Source organism: Pseudomonas sp. DR 5-09 (assembly GCF_001655595.1).
Taxonomy (GTDB): domain Bacteria; phylum Pseudomonadota; class Gammaproteobacteria; order Pseudomonadales; family Pseudomonadaceae; genus Aquipseudomonas; species Aquipseudomonas pharyngis.
In genome coordinates this window covers 5517727-5534376 of the sequence record NZ_CP011566.1, presented here as the reverse complement: position 1 = coordinate 5534376, position 16650 = coordinate 5517727, and the positions used below count along the sequence as shown (strand labels likewise).

Here is a 16650-nt window from a genome sequence, read left to right as displayed (position 1 = left end):
CATGGGTATTGATCTTCCGCTGATCTGGGCCGTGATCATCATCTTCGGCATCATGATGTACGTGGTCATGGACGGTTTCGACCTTGGGATCGGGATTCTCTTTCCGTTCATCCCCGGCAAGACCGACCGCGACGTGATGATGAACACCGTTGCCCCGGTGTGGGACGGCAATGAAACCTGGCTTGTACTGGGCGGCGCTGCGTTGTTCGGTGCGTTCCCGCTGGCTTATTCGGTGGTGTTGTCGGCGCTGTACCTGCCGCTGATCTTCATGCTGATCGGGCTGATTTTTCGCGGCGTGGCGTTCGAGTTCCGCTTCAAGGCCAAGGATGACAAGCGTCACCTGTGGGACAAGGCGTTCATCGGTGGTTCGATTGCCGCGACATTCTTCCAGGGCGTGGCGCTCGGTGCGTTCATCGACGGCTTGCCCGTGGTCAACCGGCAATATGCCGGCGGTTCACTGGACTGGCTGACGCCGTTCACGCTGTTCTGCGGCGCCGCGCTTGTTGTGGCGTATGCGCTGCTCGGTTGCACCTGGCTGATCATGAAGACCGAAGGCAAGCTTCAGGAGCAGATGCACGACCTGGCGCGCCCGCTGGCCTTCGTGTTGCTGGCGGTGATCGGCATCGTCAGCCTGTGGACGCCGCTCTCTCACCCGGAAATCGCCGAGCGCTGGTTCAGCCTGCCCAATCTGTTCTGGTTCCTGCCGGTGCCGATTCTGGTGTTGGTGACGCTGTACGCACTGATCCGTGCGGTGGCGCGAAACGCCAACTACATGCCGTTCCTGCTGACCCTGGTGCTGATCTTCCTCGGCTACAGCGGTCTGGGCATCAGCCTGTGGCCGAACATCGTGCCGCCGTCGATCTCGATCTGGGACGCCGCCGCGCCGCCGCAAAGCCAGGGCTTCATGCTGGTGGGCACGCTGTTCATCATCCCGTTCATCCTGGGTTACACCTTCTGGAGCTATTACGTGTTCCGCGGCAAGGTCACCCACGAAGACGGTTATCACTAATGGTGATCACGATGGCGCCGAGCGCGGCGCCATCTCCCGCAACCGGAGGATGCAAGCATGACCGGCAAACATTCCCTGCACGATATTGAAGAAGCCGAAAAAAAGCCGCTGTGGCAGCGGCTCGGCTGGTTGGCCATGATCTGGGTCGGCAGCGTCGGTGCTCTGTTCATCGTCGCCAGCCTGATGCGCATGTTCATGAACGCCGCAGGTCTGACCACGCACTGAGACTTCCCATCCCGCTGCCTTGCGGCACGGATTTTTGACCCTCCGACCGGAGGGTTTTTTTGCCCGGATTATTTGCGCGCCTTGAGGATCACGAATTTCGGAGTCGCGGCGACTTGCTCGACACCCCGGAACAGTCGCGCCAGTTTGCTGTGATAACTCAGGTGACGGTTGCCGACGATGTACAGCGCGCCACCGACCACCAGCGCTTCGCGGGCCTGCTGGAACATGCGCCAGGCGAGGAAGTCGCCGACCACCTGTTGCTGGTGGAACGGCGGGTTGCACAGGACTACGTCCAGCGATTGCGCTTCCTGACCGGCCAGACCGTCGCCGGCGCGTACGATCACGTCACGTTCACCGAACGCCGCGCGCCAGTTCTCGGCTGCCGATTGCACGGCCATGAACGATTCGTCCACCAGCGTGTAATGCGCTTCAGGATTTTGCAGGGCGCTGGCGATGGCCAGTACGCCGTTACCGCAGCCGAGGTCGGCGACTCGTGCCGAGCCGAGGTTTTTCGGCAGGTGCGCAAGGAAGGCACGGGTGCCGATGTCCAGCCCTTCGCGGCAGAACACGTTGGCGTGGTTGAGCAGTTCGATGGCCGGCTCGTCGAGGTGATAGCGGGTCGGGTAGGGCGAGACGGCCGGTGTCTTGGGCTCGGGCGTGGCGATCAGCAGTCGGGCCTTCTTCACTGCCAGCGAAGCCTGAACCGGCCCGATGTAGCGTTCCAGCAGATCACCGGCGGCACGCGGCAAATGCTTGACCATCGCCGCTGCCACTACCTGAGCGCCCGGTGCCAATTGGCCTTGCAGGCGAATCAGTTGTTCTTCCAGCAGCGCCAGAGTTTTCGGGACGCGAATCAGCACCCGGTCGAACGGCCCGACCAATGGCGCGCTGGCGGGAATACCGCGCACAGCATCGAACGCCTTGCTGTTGCGCAGCAGGTTTTTTTCCAGCCCCTGAAACGCCAGGAATGAATCACCGCTGGTGCTGACCTGCAGTTTGCCCGAGAGGCTGATGGCCAGCGCGCCGAAACTGTCGTTGAGCACCAATACTCGGGTATCCGCCGGCAGATTCTGTTCGGCCAGATGATTGAGCAGGTATTCATCGGCTGCGTCGAAGGCTTGCAGCGGTTCCTTCTGCTGTTCGGGCTGGCGGATCAGATCGAGCTGGGCGAAGGGCGTATCGAGCAAAGGCATGGGGCGGGGACTCTGGGTAATCGACGGGTGTCCCGCGGCCCAGGAGTAGTGCGGCGGAACCGTCCGAGTGGACAGCGGCGCAAAAGATCGCGTCATCACTCAGGAAGGTTGCAAATGGTACGTTTTTTTTATTGGCAATACTCGTCTGATTTCAGCAAGGGTGATTGGGAATGAACCCGGCCCTGGTGGCGGCGATGACGGCTGACATCTTGTTGCAGGCGTTGAACTTAACAATCAGGTTTTTGATGTGATAGTGCACGGTCCGTTCGGCCACATTCAGAATCTGACCGATTTCCCAGGCGGTCTTGCCCAAGGCGCACAGCCTCACGATTTCGAGCTCTCGGGTAGACAATCGTACGGGCGGTGATTTGGCCTGTGCTGGCGGGAGGGCGCGAACGATCATTTCACTCAAATGCTGCGTGATGAAGTGCATCACACCGTATTGTTCGTAGAGCTCCAATGCAGAGATTTCGCAGTAGGTTCGCGCCAGACTGATTGTGCAGCACAGGTCGTTCTCTTCGTCGAGATACGACTGTGACCAGCCATGTTCCATCCCGTGGTTCTGAAGTGCACTCCACATTTTCGGTGTCTTGGAAAATGCTTTCCTGGTCCAGAGAAACGGCAACATTGATTGATGGCAAAAAGCCGCAATCGGGTCGCTTTCACAGCACTGTTTTTCGTATTCGTCGTTCCACGCCTCTGTGAAGTTATTGATATAAAACGGTTTGAATGACTGGGAGTCAGGCCGCGAGATTGTAATGCCGCAGAATTGAAAACCGATGTTGTTGGCAAAATTTTTCAAGATCGGGAATGCGTTTTCAATATTCTTCGCGCGCGTAAGCTGTTCTATTTGATACTCCTTCCACCTTTCCATTTCGAGAGTTCTCCATCTCTTCCTATTTCGTGAGAATGCTGGATTGGATCCAAGGCGCCGACACGGATGGAAGTGTAGGAGGATTCCCACAAGTCTGTTGGATTGTTTTGCTCTTGAGCGATGCTTGTAATGGGAATATCAGATGACGATTTATATGCGGAGGATCATTTAAAGAATTGCATCGCTTGAATGTTATCTACTACTCCTTCTCAGGGTGATGGCACATTGAAATAGCATTACAAACCGTCGGTGTTCCAATGAGGATTAATGCGTAACAATTCATTCATTTGTTGATGGAGTGACCCAATGACCGCCAGCAGCGAAAAATTCAGCCGCCAGACATTGCTCGATGTACAGTCGCTGACCCCCAGTCTGTTCACCCTGCGTACCACACGGGATGCCGGTTTTCGCTTCCGAGCCGGACAATTCGCCCGGATTGGCGTGACCCGTGAGGATGGCAGCACGGTGTGGCGCGCCTACTCGATGGTGTCTTCGCCGTTCGACGAATTTCTCGAGTTCTTTTCCATTGTGGTGCCGGGGGGCGAGTTCACCAGCGAACTGAGCCGCCTGAAGGTGGGGGACAGCTTGCTGATCGAGCGCCAGGCCTTTGGCTATCTGACGCTGGATCGATTCATTGATGGTCGTGATCTCTGGCTGTTATCCACAGGCACGGGTGTGGCGCCCTTTCTGTCGATCCTGCAGGACTTCGAGGTCTGGGAGAAGTTTGAGCGAATCATCCTGGTCTACAGCGTGCGAGAGTCTCGGGAGCTGGCTTATCAACAGCTGATCGCGGAACTGACACAGCGCGACTACCTCGCGGAATACGCCCACAAGTTCCAGTTTATTCCGGTGGTCACGCGTGAGCCGTATGCCGGCGCCCTCAACGGACGCATCACTACGCTGATCGAAAATGGCGAACTGGAAAAGATGGCCGGTGTGGAGCTGACGCCGGCGCATTCCCGGGTGATGCTCTGCGGCAATCCGCAGATGATCGATGACACCCGGGCCTTGCTCAAGCAACGCGGTATGGCCTTGAGCCTGACCCGGCGACCGGGGCAGGTGGCAGTGGAAAACTACTGGTAAGGAAACGGCGCCCTAAGACGCCGTTTCAGTCTTCAAGGCTGGTTGTTCCGGGCCTTGAGCAGATCGCGAATCTCGCCCAGCAGTTCTTCTTCCTTGGTCGGCACCGGTGGCAAGGAAGGAGCCACGGCTTCTTCACGCTTCAGGCGATTGATGGCTTTGACACCCATGAAAATCGCAAAGGCGACGATCACGAAGTCCAGAACACTCTGGATGAACTTGCCATACGCCAGCATCACGGCGGGGGCATCGCCCTGGGCAGCCTTGAGGGTGATCGCCAGGTCACTGAAATCCACCCCACCGATCAGCAGGCCGATTGGCGGCATGATCACGTCGCCGACAAATGACGAAACAATCTTGCCGAAGGCCGCGCCGATGATGATACCGACGGCCATGTCGACCACATTGCCTTTGACCGCGAAGGCCTTGAACTCGCTGAGCACGCCCATAGTTATTTCCTTGTTACAGATGAGTTTGGTGTACGCAGTGTAAATCAGCATAACGCGTCCTGCGCGAAACACCTTCTTACAAAGCCCGCTTTTATCGACACACCATTTCGCAATTAGTTTGCAAAGTGCCACTAATCGCGCGCGAAATACGCTGCAACGTGCTGATCTTCAAGAAAAAATGCTCAATCGTCGCGTTACGAACTTTCTATTTATGTTTGGCAAGCTGAGCTTCTAGCCTCTGGCAGGCGCACCTGGATGCGCCTCAAAATAACAGAGGAGTCTGAAATGAATTCCATGCATGGCCTGAGGGCCTTTTCCCTTCGTCATACCTTCGGTTTATTGACTGCCGGCCTACTGACCCTTTCCGCGAGTGCGGCGCCGTTGACCCGGGATAACGGTGCGGCGGTCGGCGACAACCAGAACTCACAAACTGCCGGCGCAACCGGCCCGGTACTGTTGCAGGACGTGCAACTGATCCAGAAGCTGCAACGCTTCGACCGCGAACGCATTCCCGAACGCGTCGTGCATGCTCGTGGCACCGGGGCTCATGGCACGTTCACCGCGACCAATGACCTGAGTGATCTGAGCAAGGCCAAGGTGTTCGCTGTCGGCCAGGTCACGCCGGTGTTCGTGCGTTTCTCGGCGGTGGTGCATGGCAACCATTCACCGGAAACCCTGCGGGACCCACGGGGTTTCGCCACCAAGTTCTACACCGCTGACGGCAACTGGGATCTGGTGGGCAACAACTTCCCGACGTTTTTCATCCGCGATGCGATCAAGTTCCCGGACATGGTGCACGCCTTCAAGCCTGATCCGCGTACCAACCTTGACGATGATTCACGCCGCTTCGACTTCTTCTCCCATGTACCGGAAGCCACCCGCACATTGACCGAGTTGTATTCCAACTCGGGAACTCCGGCCAGTTATCGGGAGATGGACGGTAACAGTGTGCACGCTTACAAGTTGGTCAATGCCAAGGGCGATGTGCACTATGTGAAGTTTCACTGGAAAAGTTTGCAGGGCATCAAGAATCTCGATCCGCAACAAGTTGTGCAAGTTCAGGGCCGTGATTACAGTCACATGACTCACGATTTAGTAACAAATATTAACAGCGGCAACTTTCCTAAATGGGACTTGTACATCCAGGTCTTGAATCCGCAAGATTTGTCCAAGTTTGACTTCGATCCTCTTGATGCAACCAAGATCTGGCCAGGTATTCCAGAGCGCAAAGTTGGACAAATGGTCTTGAACCGCAATCCTTCTAATGTCTTCCAGGAAACCGAACAAGTGGCCATGGCGCCATCGAATGTGGTGCCGGGCATCGAGCCCTCGGAAGACCGTTTACTTCAGGGCCGGATATTTGCCTATGCCGATACGCAAATGTATCGCCTCGGCGCCAATGCCCTGCAATTGCCGATCAATGCTGCCAAAACTGCAGTCAACAATGGCAATCAGGATGGCGCGATGAATGCCGGTGCGAGCACCTCGGGCGTCAACTATCAGCCAAGCCGTCTGCAACCACGTGAAGAGACGCCAGGTGCGCGCTACAGCCAGACCGCGCTGCAGGGCAGCACGCAACAGGCGAAGATCCAGCGTGAGCAGAACTTCAAGCAGGCTGGCGATCTGTATCGCTCGTTCAGCAAGAAGGAACGTCAGGACCTGATCGAGAGCTTCGGCGGTTCGCTGGCGGGTACCGACGACGAGAGCAAGCACATCATGCTGTCCTTCCTTTATAAGGCGGATCCGGAATACGGCGCCGGTGTGACCAAAGTGGCCAAGGGTGACCTGGAGCGGGTCAAGGCCCTGGCCGCCAAACTGGTCGACTGACAGCGACCCTTTCAAGCCCCGGCAATTGTCGGGGATTGACCGACAGCAGCGCCGCGCGTCTGGCCAGCGGAGAAATCCATCCCGCTGCGCCGCGCTGATCGACGATGGCTGCGTTATCATCGCGGTTTTTGTCGGGGGTTCAGATGGCCAAGGCCAAGCGCATGTACGGCTGCACCGAGTGCGGCGCAACCTTTCCCAAGTGGGCCGGGCAATGCGGCGAATGCGGCGCCTGGAACACCCTGACCGAAACCATGGTCGAGAGCGGCGCTGCCGCCGCCCCGAGCGGGCGCACCGGTTGGGCCGGGCAGCAAGCGCAGATCAAGACCCTGGCCGAAGTCAGCATCGAAGAGATTCCACGTTTTTCCACAGCCTCCGGCGAGCTCGACCGCGTGCTCGGCGGTGGTCTGGTGGACGGTTCGGTGGTGCTGATCGGCGGCGACCCGGGCATTGGCAAGTCGACGATTCTGCTGCAGACCCTGTGCAACCTCGCCAAGACCATGCCGGCGCTGTACGTCACTGGCGAAGAGTCTCAGCAACAGGTCGCCATGCGTGCACGTCGTCTGGGTCTGCCGCAGGATCAACTGCGGGTCATGACCGAAACCTGTATCGAAACCATCATCGCCACCGCCCGCCAGGAAAAACCCAAGGTGATGGTGATCGACTCGATCCAGACGATTTTCACCGAACAATTGCAATCGGCGCCGGGCGGGGTGTCCCAGGTGCGCGAGAGTGCGGCGTTGCTGGTGCGGTACGCCAAGCAAAGCGGCACGGCGATTTTCCTGGTCGGCCACGTGACCAAGGAAGGCGCGCTCGCTGGGCCGCGGGTTCTGGAGCACATGGTCGATACCGTGCTGTATTTCGAAGGTGAGTCCGACGGTCGGTTGCGTTTGCTGCGAGCGGTGAAAAACCGTTTCGGCGCGGTGAACGAGCTCGGCGTGTTCGGCATGACTGACAAGGGCCTGAAAGAAGTCTCCAACCCTTCGGCGATTTTTCTCACCCGTGCTCAGGAAGAAGTTCCGGGCAGTGTGGTGATGGCGACGTGGGAAGGCACTCGGCCGATGCTGGTGGAAGTACAGGCGCTGGTGGATGACAGTCATCTGGCCAACCCGCGTCGGGTCACGCTGGGTCTGGACCAGAATCGTCTGGCGATGCTGTTGGCGGTGTTGCACCGGCATGGCGGCATTCCGACTCACGATCAGGACGTGTTCCTCAACGTGGTCGGCGGGGTGAAGGTGCTGGAAACCGCGTCTGACCTGGCGTTGATGGCCGCCGTCATGTCGAGCCTGCGCAACCGTCCTTTGCCCCATGACTTGCTGGTGTTCGGCGAAGTCGGCCTGTCCGGCGAAGTGCGCCCGGTGCCGAGCGGTCAGGAGCGGTTGAAGGAAGCTGCCAAGCACGGTTTCAAGCGCGCGATTGTGCCCAAGGGCAATGCGCCGAAGGAAGCGCCGCCAGGCTTGCAGATCATTGCGGTGACGCGCCTGGAGCAGGCGCTGGACTCGTTGTTCGAGTGATCAGACGTCGATCAGCGCCCCGAGCTCGCGCTCCAGTTCGGTTTCGTCCGCCAGATTGAGTTCGATCAGGCGGCGCAGGCGCTGAATCGACTCCAGGCTGATATGCCGGCACACGAAACCGAGCTGGCCGTGATCTTCATGCGCCAGTTGCACATCCATCTCGATGTGTACGTCCTCGCTCAAATGAATGTCGACGAAAAAATCCTGCTCGGGATTGCCCAGCCAGGGCTCGGGCCGCTCGATCAACAGCCCCTTGAGCGACAGATCGATCAGCTTCACCGGCCAGATGTACTCGCCCTGGCTCAATTCGGTTCGGGCATCGAAAGCGATACGTTTGAAGCGGCGACGCTCGGACGGGTGCTCGCTCATGGCGCAATCCTCAGGAAGGTCAGCTGACTATAGACCCGACCTGCGGGGTGTTGCCAACGAATGGACTGTCTAGACCAATGTCGGGGTATGGCCTTTGCCGCCAACAGCGCTAAACTCGGGGTGGCTGTCTTTCTTGTCCACCCTGGCTGGAATAATAAAATGAAAAATAATAATAGCCTGCTACGCCACTTACCCTGGCTGCTGCTGGCAATCGTAGGAGCGTGCGCCCTGGGCGTAGTGGCATTGCGCCGAGGCGAGGCGATCAACGCCTTGTGGATTGTGGTCGCCGCCGTGGCCATTTATCTGGTTGCGTACCGTTACTACAGTCTGTTCATCGCTAACAATGTGATGCAACTCGATCCGCGTCGGGCCACCCCCGCCGTGCTCAACAACGACGGTCTGGACTACGTTCCAACCAACAAACACATTCTTTTCGGTCACCACTTCGCAGCCATCGCCGGCGCGGGGCCGCTGGTCGGCCCGGTACTGGCGGCGCAGATGGGCTATCTGCCCGGCACGCTGTGGCTGATCGCCGGCGTGGTGCTGGCGGGCGCGGTGCAGGACTTCATGGTTCTGTTCATGTCGACCCGTCGCAACGGCCGTTCCCTGGGCGACATGGTGCGTGAAGAAATGGGCCGCATCCCCGGCACCATTGCCCTGTTCGGCTGCTTCCTGATCATGATCATCATCCTCGCGGTGCTGGCGCTGATCGTGGTGAAAGCCCTGGCTGAAAGCCCGTGGGGCATCTTCACCGTGATGGCGACCATCCCGATCGCGATGTTCATGGGCATCTACATGCGCTATATCCGTCCGGGCCGTATCGGCGAGATCTCGGTCATCGGCGTGTTGCTGCTGCTCGGTTCGATCTGGCTGGGCGGGCAGATTGCCGCCGATCCGGTCTGGGCCAAAGCCTTCAGCTTCACCGGTGTGCAAATTACCTGGATGTTGATCGGTTATGGCTTTGTCGCCGCCGTGCTCCCGGTGTGGTTGATCCTTGCACCGCGTGACTACCTCTCCACCTTCCTCAAGATCGGTACCATCGTCGCTCTGGCGATCGGCATCCTGGTGACCATGCCCGAGCTGAAAATGCCGGCGCTGACCCAGTTCGTCGACGGCACCGGTCCGGTGTGGAAGGGCGGTCTGTTCCCGTTCCTGTTCATCACCATCGCCTGCGGTGCGGTATCGGGCTTCCACGCGCTGATCTCTTCCGGGACCACGCCGAAGCTGCTGGATAACGAAACCAACGCCCGTTACATCGGTTACGGCGGCATGCTGATGGAATCGTTCGTGGCCATCATGGCCATGGTCGCTGCCTCGGTAATTGAGCCGGGCGTGTACTTCGCCATGAACAGTCCGGCCGCCGTGGTCGGCGGTGACGTGGTGTCCGTGGCAACCGCAGTCAGCAACTGGGGCTTTGCAATTACCCCGGAAGCCCTGCAAGCCGTGGCGCATGACATCGGCGAAACCACCATCCTGGCCCGTGCCGGTGGTGCGCCGACCCTGGCGGTCGGTATCGCGCAGATCCTGCACAGTGTCCTGCCGGGTGAAAACACCATGGCGTTCTGGTACCACTTCGCGATCCTGTTCGAAGCGCTGTTCATCCTGACCGCTGTCGATGCCGGCACCCGTGCCGGGCGCTTCATGCTGCAGGACCTGCTCGGCTCCTTCGTACCGGCACTGAAACGTACCGAATCCTGGACCGCCAACCTGATCGCCACCGCCGGTTGTGTGGCGATGTGGGGCTGGTTGCTGTATCAGGGCGTGATCGATCCGCTGGGTGGTATCAACACCCTGTGGCCGCTGTTCGGTATCTCCAACCAGATGCTCGCCGGTATCGCGCTGATGCTCGGCACCGTGGTCCTGATCAAGATGAAGCGCCAGCGCTACATCTGGGTCACCCTGTTGCCGGCCACCTGGCTGCTGATCTGCACCACGACTGCTGGCTTCATCAAGCTGTTCGACGCCAACCCGGCGATCGGCTTCCTGTCGCTGGCCAAGAAATACAACGACGCACTGGCCGCGGGTCAGGTGCTCGCTCCGGCCAAGAACGTCGAGCAGATGCAGCACGTGATCTTCAACGCCTACACCAACGCCACATTGACCGCGCTGTTCCTGTTCGTGGTATTCAGCATCCTGTTCTATGCGCTCAAGGTCGGCATCGCCGCCTGGGGCAAAAAAGAGCGTACGGACAAAGAATCGCCATTCCAGGCCCTGCCGGACGCGTAACCAGAGGATTGCAGCATGTTCAATGACCTGAGTCGCCTCGGTAAATACCTCGGTCAGGCCGCGCGCCTGATGGTCGGCATGCCCGACTACGACACCTACGTCGAGCATATGCAGACCAAACACCCGGACAAACCGGTGATGAGCTACGAGATGTTCTTCCGCGAACGTCAGGAAGCCCGTTACGGTGGCAAGGGTGGGCCGAAGTGCTGTTGATCTGACAGCCTTCGGTTGAATGCAGTCCCCAACTGTGGGAGCGGGCTTGCTCGCGAAAGCGGTGTGTCATTGAGCAATGATGTCGACTGACACGACCCCCTTCGCGAGCAAGCCCGCTCCCACATTTGTTTTGTGTTGCTCATCAATTTCGTGAAGGGGATCGATGTTGTCTTCTCCAATACCTGTAACGGTACTCAGCGGTTTCCTCGGCGCCGGCAAGACCACTTTGCTGCGCCATCTGTTGAAAGCCGAGCACGGCCTGAAAATCGCCGTGATCGAAAACGAATTCAGCGACGCCGGCATCGACACCCAATTGCTGGGCGACGAGCCGGTGCAAGTCATGACCCTCGCCAACGGCTGCGTCTGCTGCACCATCCACACCGACCTGACCAAGGCCCTGTACCTGCTGCTCGAACGGCTGGACAGCGGCGAAATCGCCTTTGATCGGCTGATCATCGAATGCACCGGTCTGGCCGACCCGGCTCCGGTGGCGCAGACCTTTTTCATCGACGAAGAGCTGCGCGAACGCTATTTGCTCGACGGCATCATCACCCTCGTCGACGCGGCCCACGCCGAGCTGCACCTGACCCAGACCATTGCCCAGGCGCAGATCGGTTTTGCCGACCGCTTGCTGGTGAGCAAGACCGATCTGGTGGACGAGGCCTCGTTCACCGCGCTCAGCGAACGCCTGACCCGCATCAACCGCCGTGCGCCGATCCGCGTGGTCGAACACGGCAACATCGATCTGGCCGAGCTGCTCGATGTGCGCGGTTTCAACCTGAACGCCGATCTCGGCGGCGGGGTGAGTCTGCGACCGGTCAGCAAGGCGCCGTCCATCGACCGGATTTCCAGTCTGGTGCTGCGTACCGACCAGCCGCTGGATATCGATCAGCTCAGCGAATTCATGAATGAACTGCTGGATGCGCACGGCAAGCAGTTGCTGCGTTACAAGGGCGTGTTGAACATTGCCGGTGAAGATCGGCGGCTGGTGTTCCAGGGTGTGCTGAAACTCTACGGCTTCGACTGGGACACCGAGTGGGCCGAGGGCGAGGCTCGGGAAAGCGTGATCGTGTTTATCGCCGACGATTTGCCGGAAGAGAAAATTCGGGCGGGGTTTGCCAGGGTGGCTGCACAGCAAAACTGAATTTGTGGAGGCTCGAAGGGCCTCTTCGCGAGCAAGCCCGCTCCCACAGTAGATCGCATTCTGTCAGGAAGAATGCAGTTCATTGTGGGAGCGGGCTTGCTCGCGAAGGCGTTCTAACCAGCAACACAATATTCAGATTCTGAACCCAGCAACGTCTGCTCAAGATGTTCCAGATGCCGATTCATCAGCATGCCGGCTTTTGAAATATCTCCCCGCTCCACCGCCTCGACAATTGCCAAGTGTTCCTCCCACGCGCAACAGCTGTGCGTCTGCTTACCGCATCGCGCAATCGCCAGTGAGGTCAGCGGCACCAGCGTGCCGAGAAAATGCGCCAACGGTGCATTCCGCGCCATTTTCGCCAGCTGCAAATGAAACTCCCCGGACAGGCGAATCGCCGCCCCGCGTCGATCTTTATCCACAGCCTGGCGCTCACCTTCGATCAAGGCGCGCAGGCGCTTCAGATCTTCAGCCTGCGCATGCTGACAAGCCAACCGCACCAGCGTGTTCTCGGCCAGTCGCCGGGCGTGCAGTGCCTGACGTGTCTGCTCGGCGTCCGGCGCAGCAACACGCGGCCGATGGTTGGTCCGCAGCACGATGATCTGTTCGTGGGACAGCTGGGTCAGCGCCCGGCGCACGTCGGCGCGGCTGACCCCGAACATCTGCTTGAGACTTTCTTCGGTGAAACGGCTGGCAGCATCGATGCGCTGTTCGAGGATTGCGTCGAACAGGCGCGGATACAGATCGTCCACCGGCGCGTGCAGGCGGGAGAAGGGCAGGGCCGCCGAGGTCGGGCGAGGGTGCGACGGCGTGGCAAGACTGTTCATGGCCGGTCTCCTGTGTGAGGCGTTTCAGTGGCTCAGGTTGTCATCCGGAATATTCAGCTCGATGCCCATCCGCTGGCCTTCACGCAAAATGTGCCGGCGCATTTCGGCACTGGCCTGGGCGCTGTTCTTGCTGCGGATCGCGCGCACCACGGCTTCGTTTTCTTCAAGGCGTTCGGCCAGGTGCTCCGGCGAATTGCGCAGCACTTCGGCGCTTTGCTTGAGAGCGTTGCTGGTCTGTTGCACCACGCTCTGGAAAATCGGGTTCGAGGTCAGGGTGAACAGCTCCTCGTGGAACGCGATGTAGGCGCTGACTCCGGCCTCGCTGTCGCCCGCTTCGAGGGCTTCGCGCATGTCCATCAGGGTCAGGCGCAGTTGTCCGACTTCCTTGCTGCTGATTGACTGCGCCACCAGCCCGACGATGAACGGCTCGAGGGTGTAGCGCAGTTGCAGCACGTCTTCGAGACTGGCGCCGGCTACCGCGTTGTCGTGGCTTTGGCTGTCACTGGCCTGGGCGTCGAGCACCACCACGCCTTTGCCTGGCATCGAGCGCACCAGACCGAGGGTTTCCAGCACGATCACCGCTTCACGCAGGCTCGGGCGGCTGATGCCCAGTTGTTCGGCCAGTTCGCGCTGGCCCGGTAGCATCTCGCCGGAGCGCCACTGACCACGGGCCAGCGCCGCCCGAAGTTTTTCTACCACTGAGTTGACGACGGTTGATGAAGTAATCACGGGTTCGCTCCATGTGCCGTGCCTGCATTGGCGCAGGCACGGCGGTCATTCAGAATTCTTTGGCTGCCGCTTGAGCGACGGTTTTTCTCGGCTGAAAGTTATAGCCCTGCTCGCCGTTGAGCACCTTGTTCGCCCGTTGCACATCGATGTCCTTTTCCCAGCGGGCGATGGCCACGGTGGCGACGCAGTTGCCGATCAGGTTGGTCAGCGCGCGGCCGATGCCCATGAACCAGTCCACCGCCAGCACCAACACCAGACCGACCACCGGGATCGCCGGGATGGCCGTCAGCGTGGCCGCGAGAATCACCAGCGCCGAACCCGGAATGCCGTGGGCACCTTTGGAGGTAATCAGCGATACCAGCAAAATCGTCAGCAGATCGGTCATGGCCAGCGGTGTACCGGTGGCGTTGGCGATGAACACGATGGCCAGGGTCAGGTAGATCGAGAAACCGTCGAGGTTGAACGAATAACCGGTGGGAATCACCAGGCCGACGGTCGAGCTGCCGATGCCCAGATGTTCCAGCTTGCGCATGATCTGCGGCAGCACGGCATCGGAGGACGCAGTGCCCATGACGATCAGCAGTTCTTCACGCAGGTACCTGAGCAGCGGCCACATGCGCAGGCCCGAGAGGCGCATCACCAGACCGAGAATCAGCGCGACGAAGGCGATGCAGGTCAGGTAGAACAAGCCGACGAGGCTGCCCAGGTGTTGCAGGGAATCGAGGCCATATTTGCTGGTGGTGAAGGCGATGGCGCCGAACACGCCGATCGGTGCCAGACGCACGATCATGCCCATGATGCGGAAGATCACATGGCTCAGTTCGTTGATCAGCCGCGAGATTCCGGAAGCTGCTTCGCCCACCAGATTCAACGCGCTGCCGAACAGCACCGAGAACAACAGCACTTGCAGGATGTTGTTGTCGACAAAGGCGCCGAGTACCGAAGTCGGAATCAGGTCCATCAGGAACTGAGTGGTGGTGTGCATGTGCTGGCCGCGTTCGGCGATGTCGCCCATGTCGGCGGCGGACAGTTGCTCCAGATGGATGTTGGCGCCGCTGCCGATCCCGGTGGTGAAGGCGAACACCAGACCGATCACCAGGGCGATGGTGGTCAGCACTTCGAAGTAGATCACCGACTTGAGGCCGATACGCCCGACCTTCTTCAGATCGCCCGCGCCGCTGATGCCGCTGACCACCACGCAGAACACGATCAGGCCGATGAGCATCTTGATCAGTTTGATGAAACCGTCGCCGAGCGGTTTGAGCTGGGCCGAGTATTCAGGAAGGGTCAGCCCGCAGACGATGCCGAGCATCAGTCCGAGAACCACTTGGAGGAAGATTGAACGCGAGCACCATCTGAGCATGGGAGGAATCCTGGTCGGTGTCCTGGCTGCCGTGCGCGGAGCGCATCAGATTCAGGACTTAATTATTGTGGTCTTACCGGTATGTCCAGTGCGGGTGCAGTCTAGGCGCTGTTTTTTACGGATCGCAAGTGAAAAATGACGAATTGGCATGACCGGTCTGACCAGTTGAGCGGCAAGTCCCATTCTTGAGCGATTCAGCTGTTTGAAAAAATCCGGGCGAAAAAAAACCGGCCAATCACTTGGCCGGTTTTCTTGCTGCGGGTTTAACGTCGCGATCAAGCGCCGTATACAGGCAGTTTCTTGCAGATGGCTTTGACTTTCTCACGAACGGCGTCGATCACCGCTTCGTTGTTCAGGTCTGCCAGGATGTCGCAGATCCAGCCAGCCAGCTCTTTGCACTCAGCCTCTTTGAAGCCGCGAGTGGTCACGGCCGGAGTACCGAAGCGCAGGCCGGAGGTGACGAACGGGGAGCGTGGGTCGTTTGGCACGGAGTTCTTGTTCACGGTGATGAACGCTTTGCCCAGAGCGGCGTCGGCGTCTTTACCGGAGATTTCCTGCTTGATCAGCGACAGCAGGAACAGGTGGTTTTGAGTACCGCCGGAAACCACGTCGAAACCGCGCTCGATGAACACGCCGGCCATGGCCTGGGCGTTTTTCACCACTTGTTGCTGGTAAGCCTTGAACTCAGGCTGCAGGGCTTCCTTGAAGCAGATCGCTTTGGCGGCGATCACGTGCTCCAGCGGGCCACCCTGGGCGCCCGGGAATACGGCGGAGTTCAGCTTCTTCTCGATGTCGGCGTTGGCGCGAGCCAGGATCAGGCCACCCCGTGGACCGCGCAGGGTCTTGTGGGTGGTGGTGGTCACCACGTCAGCAAACGGAACCGGGTTCGGGTAGACGCCAGCGGCGACCAAACCGGCCACGTGAGCCATGTCGACGAACAGGTACGCGCCCACCTTGTCAGCGATGGCACGGAAGCGTGGGAAGTCGAGGATCTGCGAGTAGGCAGAGAAACCGGCCACGATCATTTTCGGCTTGTGTTCAACAGCCAGACGCTCGACTTCGTCGTAGTCGATCAGGCCGTTGGCGTCGATGCCGTACTGAATGGCGTTGTACAGCTTGCCGGAGGAGGAAACGCTGGCGCCGTGGGTCAGGTGACCGCCGTGAGCCAGGCTCATGCCCAGGATGGTATCACCGGCCGACAGCAGGGCCAGGTAGACAGCGGCGTTGGCTTGCGAACCGGCGTGCGGCTGAACGTTGGCGTAGTCGGCGCCGAACAGTTCCTTGGCGCGGTCGATGGCCAGCTGTTCAACAACGTCGACGTACTCGCAACCACCGTAGTAGCGCTTGCCCGGGTAGCCTTCGGCGTACTTGTTGGTCAGTACCGAGCCTTGAGCTTCCATCACCGCTGGGCTGGTGTAGTTCTCCGAAGCGATCAGCTCGATGTGTTCTTCCTGGCGCTGGGCTTCTTGCTCCATGGCGGCAAAAAGATCGGCGTCGTACTTGGCAATAGTCAAATCACGGCTGAACATGGCGGTCCTCAAGGATCGGGGGCAGAAAAGGGGGGCATTCTAACCCAACGGGTTTTGGATGGCATATGAAACGACATCATGTCGC

Annotated in this window: 16 protein-coding genes; 8 read left to right on the top strand and 8 right to left on the bottom strand. The window is 59.4% G+C overall.

The window, feature by feature from the left end:
* Position 1 precedes the first annotated feature (1 nt).
* Positions 2–1009, top strand: a complete 1008-nt coding sequence (gene cydB / locus PDR5_RS24880) for a cytochrome d ubiquinol oxidase subunit II (protein WP_064599572.1) — start codon at positions 2–4, stop codon at positions 1007–1009.
* Between the two features lie 57 nt (positions 1010–1066).
* Positions 1067–1234: a DUF2474 domain-containing protein gene (locus PDR5_RS24875; protein ID WP_007950992.1), complete on the top strand. Its 168-nt coding sequence runs from the start codon at positions 1067–1069 to the stop codon at positions 1232–1234.
* 68 nt (positions 1235–1302) lie between these two features.
* On the opposite strand, the gene PDR5_RS24870 is transcribed toward PDR5_RS24875, so the two are convergent.
* On the bottom strand, positions 1303–2427 hold the full coding sequence (locus tag PDR5_RS24870; RefSeq protein ID WP_064599569.1) for a methyltransferase: 1125 nt from the start codon (positions 2425–2427) through the stop codon (positions 1303–1305).
* Positions 2428–2578: 151 nt separating this feature from the next.
* A complete protein-coding gene (locus PDR5_RS24865; RefSeq protein ID WP_064599567.1) occupies positions 2579–3301 on the bottom strand; it encodes a LuxR C-terminal-related transcriptional regulator in 723 nt (240 codons plus the stop codon).
* A gap of 306 nt (positions 3302–3607) precedes the next feature.
* Between PDR5_RS24865 and PDR5_RS24860 the strand changes: the two genes are divergently transcribed.
* Positions 3608–4384: a ferredoxin--NADP reductase gene (locus tag PDR5_RS24860; protein WP_064599565.1), complete on the top strand. Its 777-nt coding sequence runs from the start codon at positions 3608–3610 to the stop codon at positions 4382–4384.
* 32 nt (positions 4385–4416) lie between these two features.
* On the opposite strand, the gene mscL is transcribed toward PDR5_RS24860, so the two are convergent.
* Positions 4417–4830 (bottom strand): large-conductance mechanosensitive channel protein MscL, encoded by a 414-nt coding sequence (gene mscL, locus PDR5_RS24855; RefSeq protein WP_064599563.1) that lies wholly within the window; start codon positions 4828–4830, stop codon positions 4417–4419.
* Between the two features lie 285 nt (positions 4831–5115).
* Between mscL and katB the strand changes: the two genes are divergently transcribed.
* Positions 5116–6657, top strand: coding sequence for a catalase KatB (gene katB, locus PDR5_RS24850; RefSeq protein WP_064599561.1), 1542 nt, complete (start codon positions 5116–5118; stop codon positions 6655–6657).
* A gap of 143 nt (positions 6658–6800) precedes the next feature.
* The gene (radA, locus tag PDR5_RS24845) at positions 6801–8168 is read left to right on the top strand and encodes a DNA repair protein RadA (protein ID WP_064599559.1); all 1368 of its coding nucleotides are present in this window, start codon (positions 6801–6803) and stop codon (positions 8166–8168) included.
* Here the strand turns inward: radA and PDR5_RS24840 are convergent, their stop codons facing one another.
* Entirely contained in the window at positions 8169–8537 is a 369-nt protein-coding gene (locus PDR5_RS24840; protein ID WP_064599557.1) for a PilZ domain-containing protein, read from the bottom strand.
* A 159-nt stretch (positions 8538–8696) separates the two neighbouring features.
* Between PDR5_RS24840 and PDR5_RS24835 the strand changes: the two genes are divergently transcribed.
* From PDR5_RS24835 to yjiA, 3 genes are all read left to right on the top strand, one after another.
* Positions 8697–10763, top strand: a complete 2067-nt coding sequence (locus PDR5_RS24835; protein ID WP_064599556.1) for a carbon starvation CstA family protein — start codon at positions 8697–8699, stop codon at positions 10761–10763.
* Positions 10764–10778: 15 nt separating this feature from the next.
* Positions 10779–10976, top strand: a complete 198-nt coding sequence (locus PDR5_RS24830; protein ID WP_003228401.1) for a YbdD/YjiX family protein — start codon at positions 10779–10781, stop codon at positions 10974–10976.
* A 163-nt stretch (positions 10977–11139) separates the two neighbouring features.
* Positions 11140–12120: a GTPase gene (yjiA, locus tag PDR5_RS24825; RefSeq protein ID WP_442963847.1), complete on the top strand. Its 981-nt coding sequence runs from the start codon at positions 11140–11142 to the stop codon at positions 12118–12120.
* A gap of 113 nt (positions 12121–12233) precedes the next feature.
* Here yjiA and PDR5_RS24820 read toward each other — a convergent pair whose 3' ends face one another.
* From PDR5_RS24820 to glyA, 4 genes are all read right to left on the bottom strand, one after another.
* Positions 12234–12944 (bottom strand): GntR family transcriptional regulator, encoded by a 711-nt coding sequence (locus PDR5_RS24820; protein ID WP_064599555.1) that lies wholly within the window; start codon positions 12942–12944, stop codon positions 12234–12236.
* A gap of 24 nt (positions 12945–12968) precedes the next feature.
* Complete coding sequence (locus tag PDR5_RS24815) at positions 12969–13673, bottom strand: FadR/GntR family transcriptional regulator (protein ID WP_064599554.1); 705 nt, start codon at positions 13671–13673, stop codon at positions 12969–12971.
* Between the two features lie 49 nt (positions 13674–13722).
* Positions 13723–15036: a C4-dicarboxylate transporter DctA gene (locus PDR5_RS24810; RefSeq protein ID WP_064599552.1), complete on the bottom strand. Its 1314-nt coding sequence runs from the start codon at positions 15034–15036 to the stop codon at positions 13723–13725.
* 275 nt (positions 15037–15311) lie between these two features.
* Positions 15312–16565, bottom strand: a complete 1254-nt coding sequence (gene glyA, locus PDR5_RS24805) for a serine hydroxymethyltransferase (RefSeq protein ID WP_009045723.1) — start codon at positions 16563–16565, stop codon at positions 15312–15314.
* Positions 16566–16650 lie beyond the last annotated feature (85 nt).

Bases quoted from the DNA above. Each gene is read 5' to 3' on its own strand.
- PDR5_RS24835 (WP_064599556.1), top strand. From the start codon at position 8,697: ATGAAAAATAATAATAGCCTGCTACGCCACTTACCCTGGCTGCTGCTG.
- PDR5_RS24830 (WP_003228401.1), top strand. From the start codon at position 10,779: ATGTTCAATGACCTGAGTCGCCTCGGTAAATACCTCGGTCAGGCCGCG.
- PDR5_RS24875 (WP_007950992.1), top strand. From the start codon at position 1,067: ATGACCGGCAAACATTCCCTGCACGATATTGAAGAAGCCGAAAAAAAG.
- PDR5_RS24865 (WP_064599567.1), bottom strand. From the start codon at position 3,301: ATGGAAAGGTGGAAGGAGTATCAAATAGAACAGCTTACGCGCGCGAAG.
- mscL (WP_064599563.1), bottom strand. From the start codon at position 4,830: ATGGGCGTGCTCAGCGAGTTCAAGGCCTTCGCGGTCAAAGGCAATGTG.
- PDR5_RS24840 (WP_064599557.1), bottom strand. From the start codon at position 8,537: ATGAGCGAGCACCCGTCCGAGCGTCGCCGCTTCAAACGTATCGCTTTC.
- PDR5_RS24860 (WP_064599565.1), top strand. From the start codon at position 3,608: ATGACCGCCAGCAGCGAAAAATTCAGCCGCCAGACATTGCTCGATGTA.
- yjiA (WP_442963847.1), top strand. From the start codon at position 11,140: ATGTTGTCTTCTCCAATACCTGTAACGGTACTCAGCGGTTTCCTCGGC.
- radA (WP_064599559.1), top strand. From the start codon at position 6,801: ATGGCCAAGGCCAAGCGCATGTACGGCTGCACCGAGTGCGGCGCAACC.
- katB (WP_064599561.1), top strand. From the start codon at position 5,116: ATGAATTCCATGCATGGCCTGAGGGCCTTTTCCCTTCGTCATACCTTC.
- PDR5_RS24870 (WP_064599569.1), bottom strand. From the start codon at position 2,427: ATGCCTTTGCTCGATACGCCCTTCGCCCAGCTCGATCTGATCCGCCAG.
- glyA (WP_009045723.1), bottom strand. From the start codon at position 16,565: ATGTTCAGCCGTGATTTGACTATTGCCAAGTACGACGCCGATCTTTTT.
- PDR5_RS24810 (WP_064599552.1), bottom strand. From the start codon at position 15,036: ATGCTCAGATGGTGCTCGCGTTCAATCTTCCTCCAAGTGGTTCTCGGA.
- PDR5_RS24820 (WP_064599555.1), bottom strand. From the start codon at position 12,944: ATGAACAGTCTTGCCACGCCGTCGCACCCTCGCCCGACCTCGGCGGCC.
- cydB (WP_064599572.1), top strand. From the start codon at position 2: ATGGGTATTGATCTTCCGCTGATCTGGGCCGTGATCATCATCTTCGGC.